This window comes from Variovorax sp. CAN15 (genome assembly GCF_030462475.1).
Classification (GTDB): domain Bacteria; phylum Pseudomonadota; class Gammaproteobacteria; order Burkholderiales; family Burkholderiaceae_C; genus Variovorax.
The window spans coordinates 20,174-36,631 of the sequence record NZ_JASMRZ010000059.1 but is presented as its reverse complement, the minus strand read 5'-3'; the positions used below and the strand labels follow the sequence as shown (position 1 = coordinate 36,631).

Here is a 16,458-nt window from a genome sequence, read left to right as displayed (position 1 = left end):
GTTGGAGCTTTCCCGGGTGTTCGGGATATCCCGATCTACTCTTTACGACTACCTTGGGGTGACGCGTGTTAGCAAGCGCGCGAGGATGCCCGTCCTTGGGCCGCTTGTTGAGGCTGACGCTGGGGTTTCTTCCCTCGGAAACCAAGAGCCACAGTCCGGTTGAAGTAGGATGCTGCGAGACAATTATCCGCATCAGGACACCATCGTTTCCATGACCGAACCGACGCTTCATCACGTGGCGTGCGATGACGCCCAGGGCGGCCACCGCATGGCCTATTGGCAATGGGGCGACGCGCACAGCGCACACGTCGTCATCTGCGTTCACGGCTTGACCCGCCAGGGGCGCGATTTCGACCTGCTGGCCCAGGCCATCGTGGAGCGTGCGGGTGGTGGCGTGCGCGTGGTCTGCCCCGACGTGGTGGGCCGCGGACGCAGCGACTGGCTGCGCGATCCCTCTCTCTATCAGGTGCCGGTGTATGCAGCCGACATGGTCGCGCTGATCGCGCAGTTGCATCGCGAGCGGCCGATTGGCACGCTCGACTACATTGGCACCAGCATGGGCGGGTTGATCGGCTTCGTGCTGGCGGGCCACAAGGAATTGCCGCTGGCGCGGCCCATCCGCCGCTTCATTGCGAACGACGTCGGCCCGACCATCGAGCCGGTCGCGCTGCAGCGCATCGGTGCCTATGTCGGCAAGAGCGGCGCCTACGGGAGCGTGCGGGCGGCGGCCGATGCCATGTGGGCGCTGTCGACCACATTCGGTCCGCACACGCCGCAGCAGTGGCTGGCGCTGTCGCAGCACATGGTGGTGCCTGCCTCGCAGCGCACGGCCGATGGCTCGGCGAAGGTCGAAGCGAACGGCGGCGAAGTCGGCAGAGAAAGCGAAGACAGCCGCTGGCTGCTTCACTACGACCCGGCCATCGGGGTGGCGCTTCGTGCCATCACCCCCGAAGCCGCGGCACAGGGCGGCGCGATCATGTGGAGCCTGTACGACGCCATCGAGGCTCGCACGCTTCTCACGCGCGGTGCCGAATCGGACCTGCTGTCGCGCGACACTGCCGTGGCCATGACGCAGCGCGGCCCGCATGCAACCCTGGTCGAGTTCGAGGGCGTGGGCCATGCGCCGACCTTCGTCGACCCCGCGCAGATCGCCGTCGTCACCAGGTTTCTTTTCGACTGATCCAGCGACCGATTGATTGATCGAGCAAGTGAGCGAAGCGTGAAGCGCGATTCTTCGACCCTCCAGACGTCATCCGCGTCCGACGCGGTCATGGTCGACTACCCGCTGTCCGCGGCAACGGCGGAGCGCGCTCCGGTGATGGAGAACATGCTGGCCCGCGCGCGCGCCTTCGCAGAGCCACTGATCGCCGACGAGAAGCTCGACACCGGCGAGAACACGCTCGCGCACGCCGACGCGGTCGCCGCCATCGTCGCGAAGATGGGCGGCTCCGAGGCCATGCAGGCGGCGAGCTACCTGGTCTATTCGTGCCAGCACCTGAACCGCCCGCAGGAGGTGATCGCCAAGGTGTTCGGCGACAACTTCGCGGCGCTCGCGGTCGAGACAACCAAGCTGGTGCGCGTGCAGGAGCAGGCCCGCTCGGCCTCGCAGGGACATCACGCGGAAGGCGCCGGTGCCCAGACCGAGAACGTGCGCAAGATGCTGCTGGCGTTCTCGCGCGACCTGCGCGTGGTGATGCTGCGGCTGGCTTCGCGCCTGCAGACGCTGCGGCACGCGGCGGCGAGCAAGCAGCCGGCGCCCGAGGGCGTGGCGCGCGAGTCGCTGCAGGTGTTTGCGCCGCTGGCCAACCGGCTGGGCATCTGGCAGGTGAAGTGGGAGATCGAGGATCTCTCGTTCCGCTTCCTCGAGCCCGAGACCTACAAGCTGATCGCGCGTCTGCTCGACGAGAAGCGCATCGAACGCGAAGGGCACGTCGAGCAACTGCGCTCGCAGCTCGAGCGCGAGCTGCAGGCCGAGGGCGTCAAGGCCGTGGTGCAGGGGCGACCGAAGAACATCTACAGCATCGTGAAGAAGATGCGCGGCAAGTCGCTCGACTTTGCGCAGGTCTTCGACATCCTCGCGTTGCGCGTGGTGGTGCCCGATGTGAAGGACTGCTATGCGGCGCTGGCGTGGGTGCACTCGCACTTCCAGCCGATCGACGAGGAGTTCGACGACTACATCGCGCGGCCCAAGCCCAACGGATATCAGTCGCTGCATACCGTGGTGCGCGAGCTGGTGGATGGCAAGGCGGGCAAGCCGATCGAGATCCAGATCCGCACGGAGGAAATGCACGACCACGCAGAGCACGGCGTGGCCGCGCACTGGGCATACAAGGAAGCCGGCCACAAGGGCTACGCAGGCGTGTGGGCCAGCGGCGAATACGACGCGAAGATCGCCGTGCTGCGGCAGCTGCTGGCTTGGGAGCGCGATCTCTCCGGTGGCCTGCAGGGGCAGGGCCTGTTCGACGACCGCATCTATGTGCTGACGCCCGATGCGGCGATCGTCGAACTGCCGCAGGGCGCGACGCCGGTCGACTTTGCGTACACCGTGCACACCACGCTGGGCCATCGCTGCCGCGGGGCGCGTGTCGACGGTGCGATGGTGCCGCTGAACACGCCGCTGTCGAACGGGCAGACGGTGGAGATCATCGCGGCCAAGGAAGGCGGGCCTTCGCGCGACTGGCTCAATGCGGAGCTCGGTTATCTGGTCAGCCATCGCGCGCGCGCGAAGGTGCGCGCATGGTTCAACGCGCAGATCACGCACGAGACCGTGGCGCGCGGACGCGAAGCGGTCGAGAAACTGCTGCAGCGCGAAGGCAAGACGGCCATGCGCCTCGAAGACCTGGCTTCGCAGCTTGGCTTCAAGTCGGCGGACCACCTGTTCGAAGTGGTGGGCAAGGACGAGTTCTCGCTGCGCAACATCGAGACGCTGCTGCGTCCGCCCGAACCCGCACAAGGCCCCGACGACGGCGTGCTCATCAAGAAGGCGCGCGGCAGCGAGAAGTCGGGCAAGGGCGGAGTGCTCGTGGTGGGCGTGTCTTCGCTGATGACGCAGCTGGCCAAGTGTTGCAAGCCGGCGCCGCCCGATGCGATCCGCGGCTTCGTCACGCGAGGCCATGGCGTCAGCGTGCACCGCAGCGATTGCAGCAATTTCCGCACGATGGCCGCGAAGGATGGCGAACGCGTCATCGACGTGGAGTGGGGCGTCGCGAAGAAGGGCGCCGAAGCGCCTGTGTATGCGGTGGACGTGGCCGTCGAAGCCGCCGACCGCCAGGGCCTCTTGCGCGACATCTCGGATGTCTTCGCGCGCGAGAAGATGAATGTGATCGGCGTGCAGACGCAGTCGATCAAAGGCACGGCGTGGATGACCTTCACCGTTGAAATCGCCGATGCCGCGCGGCTTACGCAGGTCCTCGGACTCGTCACTGCAGTTGTTGGTGTGCGATCTGCGCGTCGCCGCTGAAAAACGTGATTTCTCCTGCTACAATAACTGCTTCTCGGACACATCCTTAGGCGCGTAGCTCAGCTGGTTAGAGCACCACCTTGACATGGTGGGGGTCGTTGGTTCGAGTCCAATCGCGCCTACCAATTTCTGTTTCAACCCCGGCCAACCACCGGATCAGTCGAACAGATCATGCACCGGGTTCCCTGGTGTACATATCGTCCCTTGTGGTGATGCAGGCAAAGACCCCGGCATGTTGTTGTGCTACCTTGGTCGCTCTGCAATTCCATTCCATTTTTCTTGATTGGCGATCCGATGAATACGCGATCAACGCTGGTTGATCGGGCTCGTGCCGACGAGCGCCTGGCCGCCTTGCTCAAGCAGGCTCCCCTCGAGTTTGCGCGTGCCGTTTACGGCATCAATGATTACGCAAGTGGGCGCACGGAAACCATGGCTGCGCGCGAAGTTGTTCGTGCCCAACGGCAGGGCATGCCCTTGACCGAGGAGCGCGCGGAGCAGCGTGCGCGTGCCTATCTTCCCACTGTCGGGCAGGAGCACTGTCCCCGCTGCTGGGTGGTCTACGGCCACAAGACGCCGCTGCGATTCCGCAAGGCTGACGGGGAGCGGCCCGAGGTCGGGTCCTGCCACATGTGCGGTGCGGAGTACGCAACATCTCAGGAGTGAGGAAAGTGCCCGCTCCGGTCAGGGTAAACCTTGTCGCGATGCAGCAAAACCGCTCCCTAGAATCATCCGATGACATGGGCGTCCATGTGAAGGAGTCCGCAGTGCAGAGCAAGAAGTCCGGGGTCAAGCCGGTACAGCGTGTGATCAAGAAATACCCGAACCGAAGGCTCTACGACACCGAGACATCCACGTACATCACGTTGACCGAGGTGAAGCAGCTGGTCATCCAGAATGCCCAGTTCGTGGTGCGCGATGCCAAGACCGGTGACGACCTCACGCGCAGCATCCTGCTGCAGATCATTCTCGAAGAAGAGGCGGGTGGCGCGCCGATGTTCACCGAGCAGGTGCTGGCCAACATCATCCGCTTCTATGGTCAGGCGATGCAGGGCTACATGGGGCCTTACCTCGAGAAGAACATCCAGGCCATGACCGAGGTGCAGGCGCAACTCGCAGAAAAGGCCGAGGGCCTGACGCCCGAGATGTGGGCGCGCTTCATGACCATGCAGTCGCCGATGCTGCAGGGGCTGATGGGCAGCTACGTCGAGCAATCGAAGAGCGTTTTCCTGCAGATGCAGGAACAGATGCAGAAGAACACCGAGCAGGTGCTGGGGGCCTTTGGTATCAAGCGCCCCTGAACCGCGCGCAGGCGCCCGCAGGCAGCGCTTGACCGTTGGATGCCCCGTCGTCACCGATAGCTGGGACAATAGAGGCATATGAGCGAAGTTGCCTCCCCCGAACGTACAGCCGCGCCGACCGCCCCCAAGGTCGGCTTCGTGAGCCTGGGCTGCCCCAAGGCCCTTACCGATTCCGAATTGATCCTGACCCAGCTGAGTGCCGAGGGCTATCAGACCGCCAAGACTTTCGAAGGCGCCGACCTTGTGATCGTCAACACTTGCGGCTTCATCGACGATGCCGTGAAGGAAAGCCTCGACACCATCGGCGAGGCGCTGGCCGAGAACGGCCGCGTGATCGTCACCGGCTGCCTGGGCGCCAAGACCGGCGACCAGGGCGGCAATCTGGTGCGCCAGATGCACCCGAGCGTGCTGGCTGTCACTGGTCCGCACGCCACGCAGGAGGTGATGGACGCGGTGCACGCCAATCTGCCGAAGCCGCATGATCCCTTCATCGACCTCGTGCCCAACACCTTTGGCGTCGCGGGCCTCAAGCTGACGCCGCGGCACTATGCCTACCTGAAGATCAGCGAGGGCTGCAACCATCGCTGCACCTTCTGCATCATCCCCTCGATGCGCGGCGACCTCGTGTCGCGGCCGGTCGGCGATGTGCTGAGCGAGGCCAAGGCCTTGTTCGAAGGCGGCGTGAAAGAGCTGCTAGTGATCAGCCAGGACACCTCGGCCTATGGCGTCGACGTGAAGTACCGCACGGGGTTCTGGGATGGCAAACCGGTCAAGACGCGCATGCTCGAACTGGTGCGCACGCTGGGTGAAATCGCCGAGCCGTATGGTGCGTGGGTTCGTCTGCACTATGTGTACCCGTACCCGAGCGTGGACGAGATCATCCCGTTGATGGCGAGCGGCCAGGTGCTGCCGTATCTCGACGTGCCCCTGCAGCACAGCCATCCGGATGTGCTGAAACGCATGAAGCGTCCGGCCAGCGGCGAGAAGAACCTGGAGCGGCTGGCGCGTTGGCGCGAGGTGTGTCCGGAACTCGTGATCCGCAGCACCTTCATCGCAGGCTTCCCTGGCGAGACGGAGCAGGAGTTCGAGCATCTGCTCGACTTCATCCGCGAGGCCGAGATCGATCGCGCTGGCTGTTTTGCCTACAGCCCGGTCGAGGGTGCTACTGCCAACGAAATTCCCGGCATGCTGCCCGAGGCTGAGCGTGAAGCGCGCCGGGCGCGTTTCATGGAAGTGGCTGAGGCGGTGTCGATCGCCAAGCTGCAGAAACGCATCGGCTCGACGATGCAGGTGCTGGTCGATTCGGCGCCTGCCATGGGTCGCAAGGGCGGGGTGGGGCGCACATACGCCGATGCGCCGGAAATCGACGGCACGGTTCGACTGCTGCCGCCCGAGAAGATCAGTAAGACGCTGAAGGTGGGTGAGTTCACCCGCGCGCGCATCGTGGGTGCCGAAGGCCACGACCTGATCGCGCTACCCGTTTGATGCGGATTCAAGCGACCATGAAAAAAGCCACCGGAGAACGGTGGCTTGATTCGGATGACCTGGTAAGGGTCTGCTTTGACTTGGTGCCCAGAAGAGGACTCGAACCTCCACGATGTTACTCGCTAGTACCTGAAACTAGTGCGTCTACCAATTCCGCCATCTGGGCTTTCTCTGCTTTTCAGCAAAGACTGCGAGTATACACAATTTGTCGCGGCTATTTCACCGAAGCAGGCTACATGCAGAAATTTCTGCGTCGGTCCGCTTCGTGCTTCGATCGCGTCGGCCGTTCGATGCGGATTCGATCGGCAATGAAAAAAGCCACCGGAAACCGGTGGCTTGAATCGAATGGCCTGGTAAAGGTCTGTTTAAACTTGGTGCCCAGAAGAGGACTCGAACCTCCACGATGTTACTCGCTAGTACCTGAAACTAGTGCGTCTACCAATTCCGCCATCTGGGCCCACAGGGTTGCAGAAGCAACCGTGTTTTGAATTTCAGGAAAGAAGGAGATCATATCAAAAATAACGTTACTTCCAGCGGACTGCTGGATGAAATCGAAGGAACCGTTCAAGGACATCGCGACGGGCACGGCTTCGTTCAACGCGACGATGGTGAAGCGGACATCTATCTGCCCCCCAACGAAATGCGCGCGGTGCTGCACAAGGACCGCGTCAAGGCGCGCATCGTGCGCCAGGACCGCCGCGGCCGCCCTGAGGGGCGCGTGGTGGAGATCGTCGAGCGCCCCGAGCAGCCCATCATTGGCCGCCTGCTGCACGAAGGCGGCATCTGGCTCGTTGCGCCGGAAGACAAGCGCTACGGCCAGGACGTCCTGATTCCCAAGGGAGCCACCGGTCCCGCGAAGGTGGGGCAGGTCGTGGTCGTGCAACTCACCGAGCCGCCGGCCCTGTTCGGCCAGCCTGTGGGTCGTGTGAAGGAAGTGCTGGGCGAGATCGACGATCCCGGCATGGAGATCGAGATTGCCGTGCGCAAGTACGGCGTGCCGCATGAGTTTTCCGCGGAGTGCCTGGCAGCGGCCAAGGCATTGCCTGAGAAGGTCCGCCCCGCCGACAAGAAAGGCCGCGTCGACCTCACCGACATCCCGCTCGTCACCATCGACGGCGAAGACGCGCGCGACTTCGACGACGCCGTGTATTGCGAGCCCGCGAAGGTGGGCCGCGGCAAGGGCTGGCGACTGCTGGTGGCCATTGCCGACGTCAGCGCCTATGTGCAGACCGGCTCGCCCATCGACATCGACGCCTACGACCGCGCCACCAGCGTCTACTTCCCGCGCCGCGTGATTCCGATGCTGCCGGAGAAGCTGTCGAACGGCCTGTGCTCGCTGAACCCCGAGGTCGAGCGCCTTTGCATGGTTTGCGACATGCTGGTTGCAGCCGACGGTGAGATCTACGCCTACCAGTTCTATCCGGCCGTGATGTTCAGCCACGCGCGTTTCACGTACACCGAGGTGGCTGCAATTCTCGGCAACACGCGCGGCCCGGAGGCTGCGAAGCGCAAGGACCGCGTCAAGGACCTGCTGAACCTCGCGGACGTCTACAAGGCATTGCTCAAGCAGCGCGGCAAGCGCGGCGCAGTCGATTTCGAAACCACCGAGACGCAGATCATCTGCGACGACGCAGGCCGCATCGAGAAGATCGTGCCGCGCACGCGCAACGAGGCGCACCGCCTGATCGAGGAAGCGATGCTCGCCGCCAACGTCTGCAGCGCCGACTTCATCGCCGAGGGCAAGCACCCGGGCCTGTACCGCGTGCACGAAGGCCCCACGCCCGAGAAGAAAGAAATCCTGCGCGGCTATCTGAAGGCCATGGGCGTCGGCCTGAGCATCACCGACGACCCAAGGCCCGGTGAATTCCAGGCGATCGCCGAAGCCACCAAGGACCGCCCGGACGCACAGCAGATCCACACCATGCTGCTGCGCTCGATGCAGCAGGCGATCTACACGCCGATCAACAGCGGCCACTTCGGCCTGGCCTACGAGGCCTACACGCACTTCACCAGCCCGATCCGGCGCTATCCGGACCTGCTGGTGCACCGCGTGATCAAGGCGATCCTCGGCAAGACGCGCTATCAGCTGCCCATGCTGCCCACCCCCGGCGAGGCGCATGCCAAGCTGGCCAAGCGCCTCGCGTCGCGCGTGAAGGCGCCCACGGCCAAGCCGCAGAAAGCCACGGTCGCGCCCAGCAAGGAAGTCATGGCGTGGGAGGCCGCGGGCCTGCATTGCAGCGCCAACGAGCGCCGCGCCGACGAGGCCAGCCGCGACGTCGAGGCCTGGCTCAAGTGCAAGTACATGCGCGAGCATCTCGGCGAGGAATACGGCGGCGTGGTCACCGCGGCCACCACCTTCGGCATCTTCGTCACGCTCGATGCGATGTACGTCGAGGGCCTGGTGCACATCACCGAGCTCGGCGGCGAGTATTTCAAGTTCGACGAAATGCGCCAGGAGTTGCGCGGCGAGCGCACCGGCATCCGCTATGCCATCGGCACTCGGGTGCGGGTGCAGGTGAGCCGCGTCGACCTGGACGGCCGCAAGATCGACTTCCGCCTTGTGCGCGAAGGCGAAGAACTCGCTGCCCGCGCCATGAAGGACAAGGGCGCGGCATCGTCGGGCGTGCCGGTCAAGGCTTCGGCAAAGCGCGGCACGCGCCACAGGGCGGAGGCCGGCAAGGCCGAGCCGCGCGCGGAGGCTTCCACTTCGGCTGCGGCCGGGGCGCAGTCGGCAATGCAGGCCTTCAAGTCGGCGGTGAAGAAAGCCGCCAGCAAGATGAAGGGCAAGGGGCGCAAGCCGCGCCGCTGACCGTGCCTGTACGACCATCGAACGAATCATCGACCAACCGAAAAGAAAGAGACAGACAGCATGAGCGCTGAAGACAACAAGGGCCGTATCGCCATCGTCACGGGGGCTGGTTCCGGCATCGGCCGCGCCGCCGCGCTGGCGCTGCTGGGCGACGGCTGGAGCGTGGCGCTGGCCGGCCGCCGCCTGGAGCCGCTGGAGCAAGTGGCCGAAGAATCGGGCGCCGGCGCGCGCGCCTTCGCCGTGCCAACCGACGTATCGAACGCGGCCTCGGTGCAGGCCCTGTTCGCCGCGACGGTCGAGCGCTTCGGCCGGGTCGACCTGCTGTTCAACAACGCTGGCGTGGGCAACCCGCCGGGCCCGTTCGAGGACTGGACGCCCGAGCAATGGCAAGGCGTGGTCGACATCAACCTTACCGGCATGTTCTTCTGCATCCAGCAGGCCTTCCGCACGATGAAGGCGCAGACGCCGATGGGTGGCCGCATCATCAACAACGGCTCCATCTCGGCCACGGCGCCGCGTCCGAACTCGGCTGCGTACACCGCTACCAAGCATGCGGTCGAAGGGCTGACCAAGACCGCCTCGCTCGATGGCCGCAAGTACGATATCGCCGTGGGGCAGGTGGACGTGGGCAACGCGATGACGGAGCTGGCCGCACGCATGGCCAAGGGCGTGCCGCAGGCCAACGGCGAGCTGGCGATCGAGCCTCTGATCGACGTGAAGATCGTCGGCCAGTCGGTGCTCTACATGGCGAACCTGCCGCTGGAAGCCAACGTGCTCTTCCACACCATCATGGCGACGAAGATGCCCTTCGTCGGGCGCGGCTGAGGCCTCTCAGGCCGGTGCGCGGCGGGCCAGTGAGCCGGCCGTGAGCGGGGCTGCGTCGGCCGGCCAGGTGTCTGCGATGTGGCCGTGCTGCCAGACGGCTTCGCGCGCTGCTTCGAAGGCGGGGCGGCCCGCGGCCAGCGCCGCGCCGATCATGCCGGCCAGCACGTCACCGGTGCCCGCGGTTGCGAGGCGGGCGTTGCCGCTCAGGTTGATGACCGGTGGCGCCTTGCCAGGACTGGCGATGACGGAACCCGAGCCCTTGAGTACGGCCACCACGCTGAAGCGTGTGGCGAGTTCGCGGGCTGCGGCCAGCCTGTCTGCCTGAACTTCACCGACCGATCGGCCCAGCAGGCGCGCTGCCTCCAGTGGGTGCGGCGTGATCACTGTGAGCGACCCATCTTTTCCGCGCGATGCCAACTGGGCTTGCAGCGCGCCGTCGGCTGCGATGGCGTTGAGCGCGTCGGCATCGAGCACCAGGGCGGCTGCCGTCGAAAGCACGCGTGGCAGCAGTTCGCCCACGGCTTCTCCTGCGCCGCAACCGCAGACCGCCGTCATGTTCGAGAGATCGAGCGTTCGTGCATCGCGCAGCATCAGCTCGGGCTGCGCGGTGTCGACAGGCGCTGCACTTGGGTCGAGCAGCCCGACAAACACGCGGCCTGCGCCCGCATGCAGCGCAGCCGAGCCCGCCAGCAAGGCGGCGCCGGCCATGCCGGACGCTCCGCCGATCACCGCGACGYCGCCGTAGCTGCCCTTGTGCGAGGCGTGGTTGCGTGGCTGGGCTTCGGGCGCTCCGACGATTCGTGCTACCGGCTGGTCCTTGAAGGCGCTGCAACCCAGGTCATCCAACCAGACTGTGCCTGCTGCGTCGCGGCCCTGAGCGGTGAACAGGCCGGGTTTCAGCGTGAGGAAGGTGATGCAGGTGCGGATCGATGCCTGCGATTGGCTGGCGCCTTGAGGCAGTGTGCCGGTATCCGCGTCCAGGCCCGAGGGCACATCGACGCACAGCACGGGCTGGCCACTCGTGTGCATCTTGTCCAGCCAGTCAGCCATCGCGCCTTCGGGTGGTCGTGTCGAGCCGATGCCGAGCAGCGCGTCGATCGCCAGTTCGTAGGCTGAAGGCGGCGTCGATGCGAAGGTGACGCCTGTGTCGCGCGCCCGCTGCAGCGATGCCTTGGCGTCCGGTGGCAGCTTGCCTTCATCGCCGAGGAATGTGACTACCGGAAAGAAGCCCCGGTGCCGCAGTTGGGCGGCAGCCTCGAACCCGTCGCCACCGTTGTTGCCTGGCCCGCAGGCCACCCAGATCGTGCGCGCGTGCGGCGCGATTGCCATCGCGAGCCGTGCCGCCGCAAGGCCCGCACGCCGCATCAGCGTGTGGGCGGGCAGGGCGGCCGATGCGGCCTGTTCGATGCGGCGCGTGGCGGCGATGTCGAACAGATCGGCGGCGGTGGCGGAGGTGATGCGTTGCATCGGCGCATTGTGCCGCCGGCCCGCCTGGCGGCGCGCCTCCCTATCATCCGGGGATGAACTTCAAGAGCGTCGGTTGGCTGCTTGTCCTGCTTCTCGCGGCGCTTGTTGCCTTTCTCGTCGCGACGCTGGCGTGGATTGCGGGATTCGGATGGGTCTTTGGCCTTCTGTGCGTCGTTTGGGGTGTTTTCCTGCTGGCCGAGTTCAGGCGGTGGATTCCGCTGCGAGACGCGGCCTGGGCCGCGAATGTCGGCTTCGGCATCAGCGTGATCCGCTGGTTCGACCTGCCGGCCGAAGGAGCTTCCGGCCTGACGCGGCTGGCACTGCTGGGCGCCGGTGCGCTGTGCCTGATCTTCTTCGCGTTGATCTGCCCCGGCTTGCTGGCCTGGGTCGCCGGCAGGCTCCGGCCTCCGCCAGAGCCGGAGCTTCCTGTCGAGAAGCCGGCGAGCCCCGAAGTCCTGCGCCGATGGGGGCCTAAAGACTGAGCCGTTCGACCCCGAGTCCTTCGAGGTCGATGCCCGCCTCGCGCCCGGCAATCAGGTCGCCCAGCACGCGCGCGCTGCCGCAAGACAGCGCCCAGCCGCTCGACCCATGCCCGAGGTTGAGCCATACGCCCGGAATGCCGCTGGCGCCCAGCACCGGTGGGCCATCGGGCAGCATCGGCCGCGCGCCTTTCCATTGCTGGATGCCGGACTGCAGCGTGGCGGCGCCCGGGAACCAGTCGTGCAGCACCTTGTAGAGCGTCTGCACCGCGGCGGGATTCATCGTGTCCAGGGAGCCGCCGATCTCGGCGCTTCCGGCCACGCGCACGCGCTGGCCCAGGCGGGAGATGGCGACCTTGAAGCGCTCGTCCATCACCGCGCTGCGCGGGGCGTTGAGCGGCTCGCGGATCGGCGCGCTCACCGAATGGCCGTAGACCGGCGCCATCGGAATGCGCAGGCCCAGCGGTCGCAGCAGCGCGGCCGACTCCAGGCCGGCGCACACCACGACGGCGTCGTAGCGAACCGGGTCGGAGCCGCTTGCCAGCGACAGCGACGTGGGCGCGGCGCGGCTCAGCGGCGCGATGTCGCAGTTGAAGTGAAACTGCGCGCCGAGCGACTCGGCCTCCCACTTGAGCAGCAGCGCGAACTGGCGGCAGTTGGCCACTTCGTCCTCGGGCAGGTGGATGGCGCCTGCCAGCGGGGTGTCCGGGTTGAGGGCGGGTTCGATCAGCCGCGCCTCGTCGGCATCGACTTCCTTGAAGACGCTGCCGGCCGCGCGCAGCACGTCGAGCCCCGGTTGCACCAGTTTCTTCTCGCGCTTGGAGCGAAGCAGCACCAAGTAGCCGTCGCTGCGCTCGTAGCTGAGTTCGCGTGCCTCGGTCACTTCGTGCAGCCGGTTGCGGCTGTAGAACGCCAGGCGCTGCATGCGGGCGCGGTTGGCCAGGTAGGTGTCGAGCTTGCAGGCCTTCTGCCAGCGGGAGAGCCAGCCGAGATCGCGTGAGCCCAGCGGCCAGCGCAGCTTGATGGCGCCGTGGGAAGACAGCAGGGAGCGCAGCACCTTGCCGCGCATGCCGGGGCCGGCCCACGGCGTGACGTATCCGGGAGCGACCACGCCGGCGTTGGCGAAGCTGGCTTCCTCGGCGGCGGCGCCCCGTCGCTCGAACACGGTCACTTCATGGCCGTCGGAAACCAGTTCCCAGGCGGTGGTGACGCCGATGATGCCGGCGCCCACGATCGCGATTTTCATTGAGTATTCAGGATGAAAGAGATGGCTGGCGCCCGTGGTGCGGGCGCCGTCGGCCGTTATTCTTGCAGCGCGCGCTCGGTCTGGAGCGCCACCGCGAGGATGGCGTCGTCGTGCAGCGCGGCATGCCACAGCATCAGGCCCACCGGCAGTTCGCCGGGAGCGTGGCAGGGCAGCGAGATGGCGCAGCCGTCGAGCATGTTGACGATCGACGGATTGCGCAATAGCAGCGCATTGATGCGGAAGAATTCTTCGTCGCGCTCGGCGCCCGGCGCCACGCTGGCGATGGGCGGCGCCGTGATGGGCACGGTCGGCGACAGCACGGCGTCGAAGAGCGCGAGCGCGGCTTCGACGCGGGCGATCCAGTCACGGCGGGCGTGGATCAGGTCGATGTACTCGTGCGCCTTCATCGTGGCGCCGCGCAGGATGCGCTGGGCCACGCGCGGGTCGTAGCCCGCGCCGCTGCGTTCCAGCAGCAGTCGGTGCCAGGCGTACGACTCGGCGGCGGAGAAGCCGCCGGTGGCGTTGATGGCGCCAAGCTCGGCCAACTCGGGCAGCTCGATCTCCACGATGCGGGCGCCAGCGGCGCGAAGCGTCTTCAGCGAGCGCTCGAAGGCAGTGGCTACGGCGGGCTCGATGCCGTCGAAGAACACGTTCTTCACCACCGCGAGGCTGTAGGCCGCCAGCGGGGCGTTGCCGGCCGTCACGTGCCGGGCGGCGAGGATCTCGTGCGCCGTGATGGCATCGCGCACCGAGCGCGTCATGGCGCAGACGGTGTCCAGGGTGGTCGAGAGCGGCAGCGCACCGGCGGTGGGCGTCAGCCGGGCGGTGTTCTTGAAGCCGACGATGCCATTGAGCGCCGCCGGAATGCGGATCGAACCGCCGGTGTCGGAGCCCAGGCCGATGAAGGCGGCCCCGCTGGCGACCGAAATCGCTGCCCCGGACGACGAGCCGCCCGGAATGCGCGGCACCACGGCGTCGCTGACATTGGCCGGCGTTCCATGATGCGGATTGACGCCAACGCCCGAGAAGGCGAATTCCGTCATGTTGGTCCGGCCGGTCAGCACGCCGCCGGCGGCGTGCAGCCGGGCCACGGCGGGGGAGTCGGATCTGGCTGCCGGGGCGTGGGCCAGAACGGCGGAGCCGGCGGGCGTCGCCTGGCCCCCGACGTCGAAAAGGTCTTTGGCGGTGAAGGCGAGGCCGGCCAGGCGGCCGGCGGGGTCCGACGCGGAGGCGGCCTGCAGGGCCTCGTCGAACATCGTGCGGGTGAAGACGTGGGCACAGGCGGCGGACCTGGAGACGTCGATGGCGCGCTCCATTTCGGTGCGTGCATCGGTGCCACCTGCCAGAAGGTTGAGACGGGTGGCGTGAAGGTCGTTCATGAAGAGCTGCAGGTGCCGCTGGGACGGCTCGGGTTCAGGGGGAGGGGCGGCGGGCCGTGCTATACTCTTTGGGTTTCGCTGGTCGGGCAACGGCTCCCGTTGCATCCAGCCAGACACATCCGCAAACCGGCCCAATCAAGGTGTTGTGACTCGATTCAAAGAGCGCAAAACGGGCTGGATTTTAGACCCAACCTTTGGAGTAATTTCAATGTCCACCACCATGCGCGAAATGCTGGAAGCAGGCGTCCATTTCGGTCACCAAACCCGCTTCTGGAACCCCAAGATGGCTCCGTACATCTTCGGTCATCGCAACAAGATCCACATCATCAACCTGGAAAAGTCGCTCCCGATGTTCCAGGATGCGATGAAGTACGCCAAGCAGCTCACCGCCAACCGCGGCACGATCCTGATGGTCGGCACGAAGCGCCAGGCCCGCGAAATCGTGGCGGCTGAAGCCCGTCGCGCCGGCGTGCCCTTCGTCGACACCCGCTGGCTCGGCGGCATGCTGACCAACTTCAAGACCGTCAAGACCTCGATCAAGCGTCTGAAGGACATGAAGGCCCAGCAGGAAGCCGGTCTCGACAGTCTGAGCAAGAAGGAGCAGCTGACCTTCACGCGCGAAATCGAGAAGCTCGAGAAGGACATCGGCGGCATCCAGGACATGGCCGCTCTGCCCGACGCCATCTTCGTGATCGACGTGGGCTTCCACAAGATCGCCGTGGCCGAAGCCAAGAAGCTCGGCATTCCGCTGATCGGCGTGGTTGACTCCAACCACTCGCCCGAAGGCATCGACTACGTGATCCCCGGCAACGACGACTCGTCGAAGGCCGTCACGCTGTACGCCCGCGGCATCGCCGATGCGATCATCGAGGGCCGCAACAGCGCCACCGGCGACGTGGTCAAGGCCATCGCCGAAGGCAATGACGAATTCGTCGAAGTCGAAGAGGGCGCTTCGGCCTGATTGGCGCGCCCGCGAGCCTGAAGAAGGGGCTTTGGTGCCCCTTTTTTTTAACCTGATTTTTGAATTCACGGAGATACAAAATGGCTGCAATCACCGCAAGCATGGTGGGCGAACTGCGCGCAAAGACCGACGCGCCGATGATGGAATGCAAGAAGGCCCTGACCGAGGCCGACGGCAACATGGAAAAGGCCGAAGAGCTGCTGCGCATCAAGCTCGGCAACAAGGCCGGCAAGGCATCGAGCCGTATCACCGCCGAAGGCGTGGTGGCTGCATACGTTGCCGCTGACGCCGGCGCGATGATCGAAGTCAACTGCGAAACCGACTTCGTCTCTAAGAACGACAGCTTCCTGGCCCTGGTCAACGCCGCCGCCAAGCTGATCGCCGAGAAGAACCCCGCCGACATCGCCGCTCTGGGCGCCCTGGCCTACGAGCAGGACGGCTTCGGCCCCACGCTCGAGGACGTGCGCAAGGGCCTGATCGGCAAGATCGGCGAGAACATGACGTTCCGCCGCTTCAAGCGCTTCGCCGGCAACGGCAAGCTGGCCTCGTACCTGCACGGCACGCGCATCGGCGTGATGGTCGAGTTCGAAGGTGACGACACCGCCGGCAAGGACGTCGCGATGCACATCGCCGCCATGAAGCCCGTGTCGATCTCCGCTTCGGACGTGCCCGCCGAGCTGATCGAGAAGGAACGCGCCGTGGCAGCCGGCAAGGCGGAAGAAGACCGCAAGACGGCCGAAGCCGAAGGCAAGAAGCCGCAGCCGGCCGACATCGTCGCCAAGCGCATCGAAGGCGGCGTGCAGAAGTTCCTCAAGGAAGTCTCGCTGCACAACCAGCCGTTCGTGAAGAACGACAAGCAGACCGTCGAGCAGATGCTCAAGGCTGTCAACACCACGATCAAGGGCTTCACCCTGTACGTGGTCGGCGAAGGCATTGAGAAGAAAGTTGACGACTTCGCCGCAGAGGTCGCCGCTCAAGTCGCCGCAGCCAAGGCTGCTGCTTAAGCCTTTACGGCTCCAGCGACGGTGCGTTCGCGCGCACCGTCGTTT

At 65.7% G+C, this 16,458-nt stretch carries 13 protein-coding genes and 3 tRNA genes; 11 read left to right on the top strand and 5 right to left on the bottom strand.

The window, feature by feature from the left end; translation table 11 throughout:
* Positions 1–169 precede the first annotated feature (169 nt).
* The 6 genes from QMO14_RS25285 (at position 170) to rimO (ending at position 6,243) form a co-directional block, all read left to right on the top strand.
* Positions 170–1,180 (top strand): alpha/beta fold hydrolase, encoded by a 1,011-nt coding sequence (locus QMO14_RS25285; protein ID WP_301510510.1) that lies wholly within the window; start codon positions 170–172, stop codon positions 1,178–1,180.
* A 90-nt stretch (positions 1,181–1,270) separates the two neighbouring features.
* On the top strand, positions 1,271–3,460 hold the full coding sequence (locus QMO14_RS25280) for a bifunctional (p)ppGpp synthetase/guanosine-3',5'-bis(diphosphate) 3'-pyrophosphohydrolase (protein ID WP_301510513.1): 2,190 nt from the start codon (positions 1,271–1,273) through the stop codon (positions 3,458–3,460).
* Positions 3,461–3,508: 48 nt separating this feature from the next.
* Positions 3,509–3,585 (top strand) — tRNA-Val (locus tag QMO14_RS25275).
* Positions 3,586–3,754: 169 nt separating this feature from the next.
* On the top strand, positions 3,755–4,123 hold the full coding sequence (locus QMO14_RS25270) for a hypothetical protein (protein ID WP_301510509.1): 369 nt from the start codon (positions 3,755–3,757) through the stop codon (positions 4,121–4,123).
* Positions 4,124–4,197: 74 nt separating this feature from the next.
* The gene (gene phaR / locus QMO14_RS25265; RefSeq protein WP_301510508.1) at positions 4,198–4,758 is read left to right on the top strand and encodes a polyhydroxyalkanoate synthesis repressor PhaR; all 561 of its coding nucleotides are present in this window, start codon (positions 4,198–4,200) and stop codon (positions 4,756–4,758) included.
* Between the two features lie 78 nt (positions 4,759–4,836).
* Positions 4,837–6,243 carry a 30S ribosomal protein S12 methylthiotransferase RimO gene (gene rimO, locus QMO14_RS25260; protein WP_301510506.1) on the top strand — a complete coding sequence of 469 codons (1,407 nt, stop codon included), beginning with the start codon at positions 4,837–4,839 and terminating at the stop codon, positions 6,241–6,243.
* 81 nt (positions 6,244–6,324) lie between these two features.
* On the opposite strand, the gene QMO14_RS25255 is transcribed toward rimO, so the two are convergent.
* Together QMO14_RS25255 and QMO14_RS25250 are read right to left on the bottom strand one after the other, a co-directional pair.
* Positions 6,325–6,409, bottom strand: a tRNA-Leu gene (locus tag QMO14_RS25255).
* Positions 6,410–6,615: 206 nt separating this feature from the next.
* Positions 6,616–6,700 (bottom strand) — tRNA-Leu (locus tag QMO14_RS25250).
* Positions 6,701–6,754: 54 nt separating this feature from the next.
* Between QMO14_RS25250 and rnr the strand changes: the two genes are divergently transcribed.
* The gene (rnr, locus tag QMO14_RS25245; protein WP_301510512.1) at positions 6,755–9,052 is read left to right on the top strand and encodes a ribonuclease R; all 2,298 of its coding nucleotides are present in this window, start codon (positions 6,755–6,757) and stop codon (positions 9,050–9,052) included.
* 60 nt (positions 9,053–9,112) lie between these two features.
* On the top strand, positions 9,113–9,877 hold the full coding sequence (locus tag QMO14_RS25240; protein WP_176664295.1) for an SDR family oxidoreductase: 765 nt from the start codon (positions 9,113–9,115) through the stop codon (positions 9,875–9,877).
* A 6-nt stretch (positions 9,878–9,883) separates the two neighbouring features.
* Here QMO14_RS25240 and QMO14_RS25235 read toward each other — a convergent pair whose 3' ends face one another.
* Positions 9,884–11,344, bottom strand: coding sequence for an NAD(P)H-hydrate dehydratase (locus QMO14_RS25235; RefSeq protein ID WP_301510502.1), 1,461 nt, complete (start codon positions 11,342–11,344; stop codon positions 9,884–9,886).
* A gap of 53 nt (positions 11,345–11,397) precedes the next feature.
* Here QMO14_RS25235 and QMO14_RS25230 point away from each other — a divergent pair, with 53 nt between their 5' ends.
* Entirely contained in the window at positions 11,398–11,826 is a 429-nt protein-coding gene (locus QMO14_RS25230) for a hypothetical protein (RefSeq protein WP_301510500.1), read from the top strand.
* Here the strand turns inward: QMO14_RS25230 and QMO14_RS25225 are convergent.
* Positions 11,816–13,069, bottom strand: coding sequence for a D-amino acid dehydrogenase (locus tag QMO14_RS25225; protein WP_301510498.1), 1,254 nt, complete (start codon positions 13,067–13,069; stop codon positions 11,816–11,818). The genes QMO14_RS25230 and QMO14_RS25225 overlap by 11 nt on opposite strands.
* 56 nt (positions 13,070–13,125) lie before the next feature.
* Complete coding sequence (locus tag QMO14_RS25220; protein ID WP_301510496.1) at positions 13,126–14,448, bottom strand: amidase; 1,323 nt, start codon at positions 14,446–14,448, stop codon at positions 13,126–13,128.
* Between the two features lie 208 nt (positions 14,449–14,656).
* Between QMO14_RS25220 and rpsB the strand changes: the two genes are divergently transcribed.
* Together rpsB and tsf are read left to right on the top strand one after the other, a co-directional pair.
* Positions 14,657–15,409, top strand: a complete 753-nt coding sequence (gene rpsB / locus QMO14_RS25215; protein ID WP_093202355.1) for a 30S ribosomal protein S2 — start codon at positions 14,657–14,659, stop codon at positions 15,407–15,409.
* Positions 15,410–15,489: 80 nt separating this feature from the next.
* Complete coding sequence (gene tsf, locus QMO14_RS25210; RefSeq protein WP_301510495.1) at positions 15,490–16,413, top strand: translation elongation factor Ts; 924 nt, start codon at positions 15,490–15,492, stop codon at positions 16,411–16,413.
* Positions 16,414–16,458 lie beyond the last annotated feature (45 nt).

Excerpts from the sequence above, each read along its gene's own strand:
- QMO14_RS25285 (WP_301510510.1), top strand. The coding sequence starts at position 170 with ATGCTGCGAGACAATTATCCGCATCAGGACACCATCGTTTCCATGACC.
- QMO14_RS25280 (WP_301510513.1), top strand. The coding sequence starts at position 1,271 with ATGGTCGACTACCCGCTGTCCGCGGCAACGGCGGAGCGCGCTCCGGTG.
- QMO14_RS25270 (WP_301510509.1), top strand. The coding sequence starts at position 3,755 with ATGAATACGCGATCAACGCTGGTTGATCGGGCTCGTGCCGACGAGCGC.
- phaR (WP_301510508.1), top strand. The coding sequence starts at position 4,198 with ATGGGCGTCCATGTGAAGGAGTCCGCAGTGCAGAGCAAGAAGTCCGGG.
- rimO (WP_301510506.1), top strand. The coding sequence starts at position 4,837 with ATGAGCGAAGTTGCCTCCCCCGAACGTACAGCCGCGCCGACCGCCCCC.
- QMO14_RS25240 (WP_176664295.1), top strand. The coding sequence starts at position 9,113 with ATGAGCGCTGAAGACAACAAGGGCCGTATCGCCATCGTCACGGGGGCT.
- QMO14_RS25230 (WP_301510500.1), top strand. The coding sequence starts at position 11,398 with ATGAACTTCAAGAGCGTCGGTTGGCTGCTTGTCCTGCTTCTCGCGGCG.
- QMO14_RS25225 (WP_301510498.1), bottom strand. The coding sequence starts at position 13,069 with ATGAAAATCGCGATCGTGGGCGCCGGCATCATCGGCGTCACCACCGCC.
- QMO14_RS25220 (WP_301510496.1), bottom strand. The coding sequence starts at position 14,448 with ATGAACGACCTTCACGCCACCCGTCTCAACCTTCTGGCAGGTGGCACC.
- rpsB (WP_093202355.1), top strand. The coding sequence starts at position 14,657 with ATGTCCACCACCATGCGCGAAATGCTGGAAGCAGGCGTCCATTTCGGT.
- tsf (WP_301510495.1), top strand. The coding sequence starts at position 15,490 with ATGGCTGCAATCACCGCAAGCATGGTGGGCGAACTGCGCGCAAAGACC.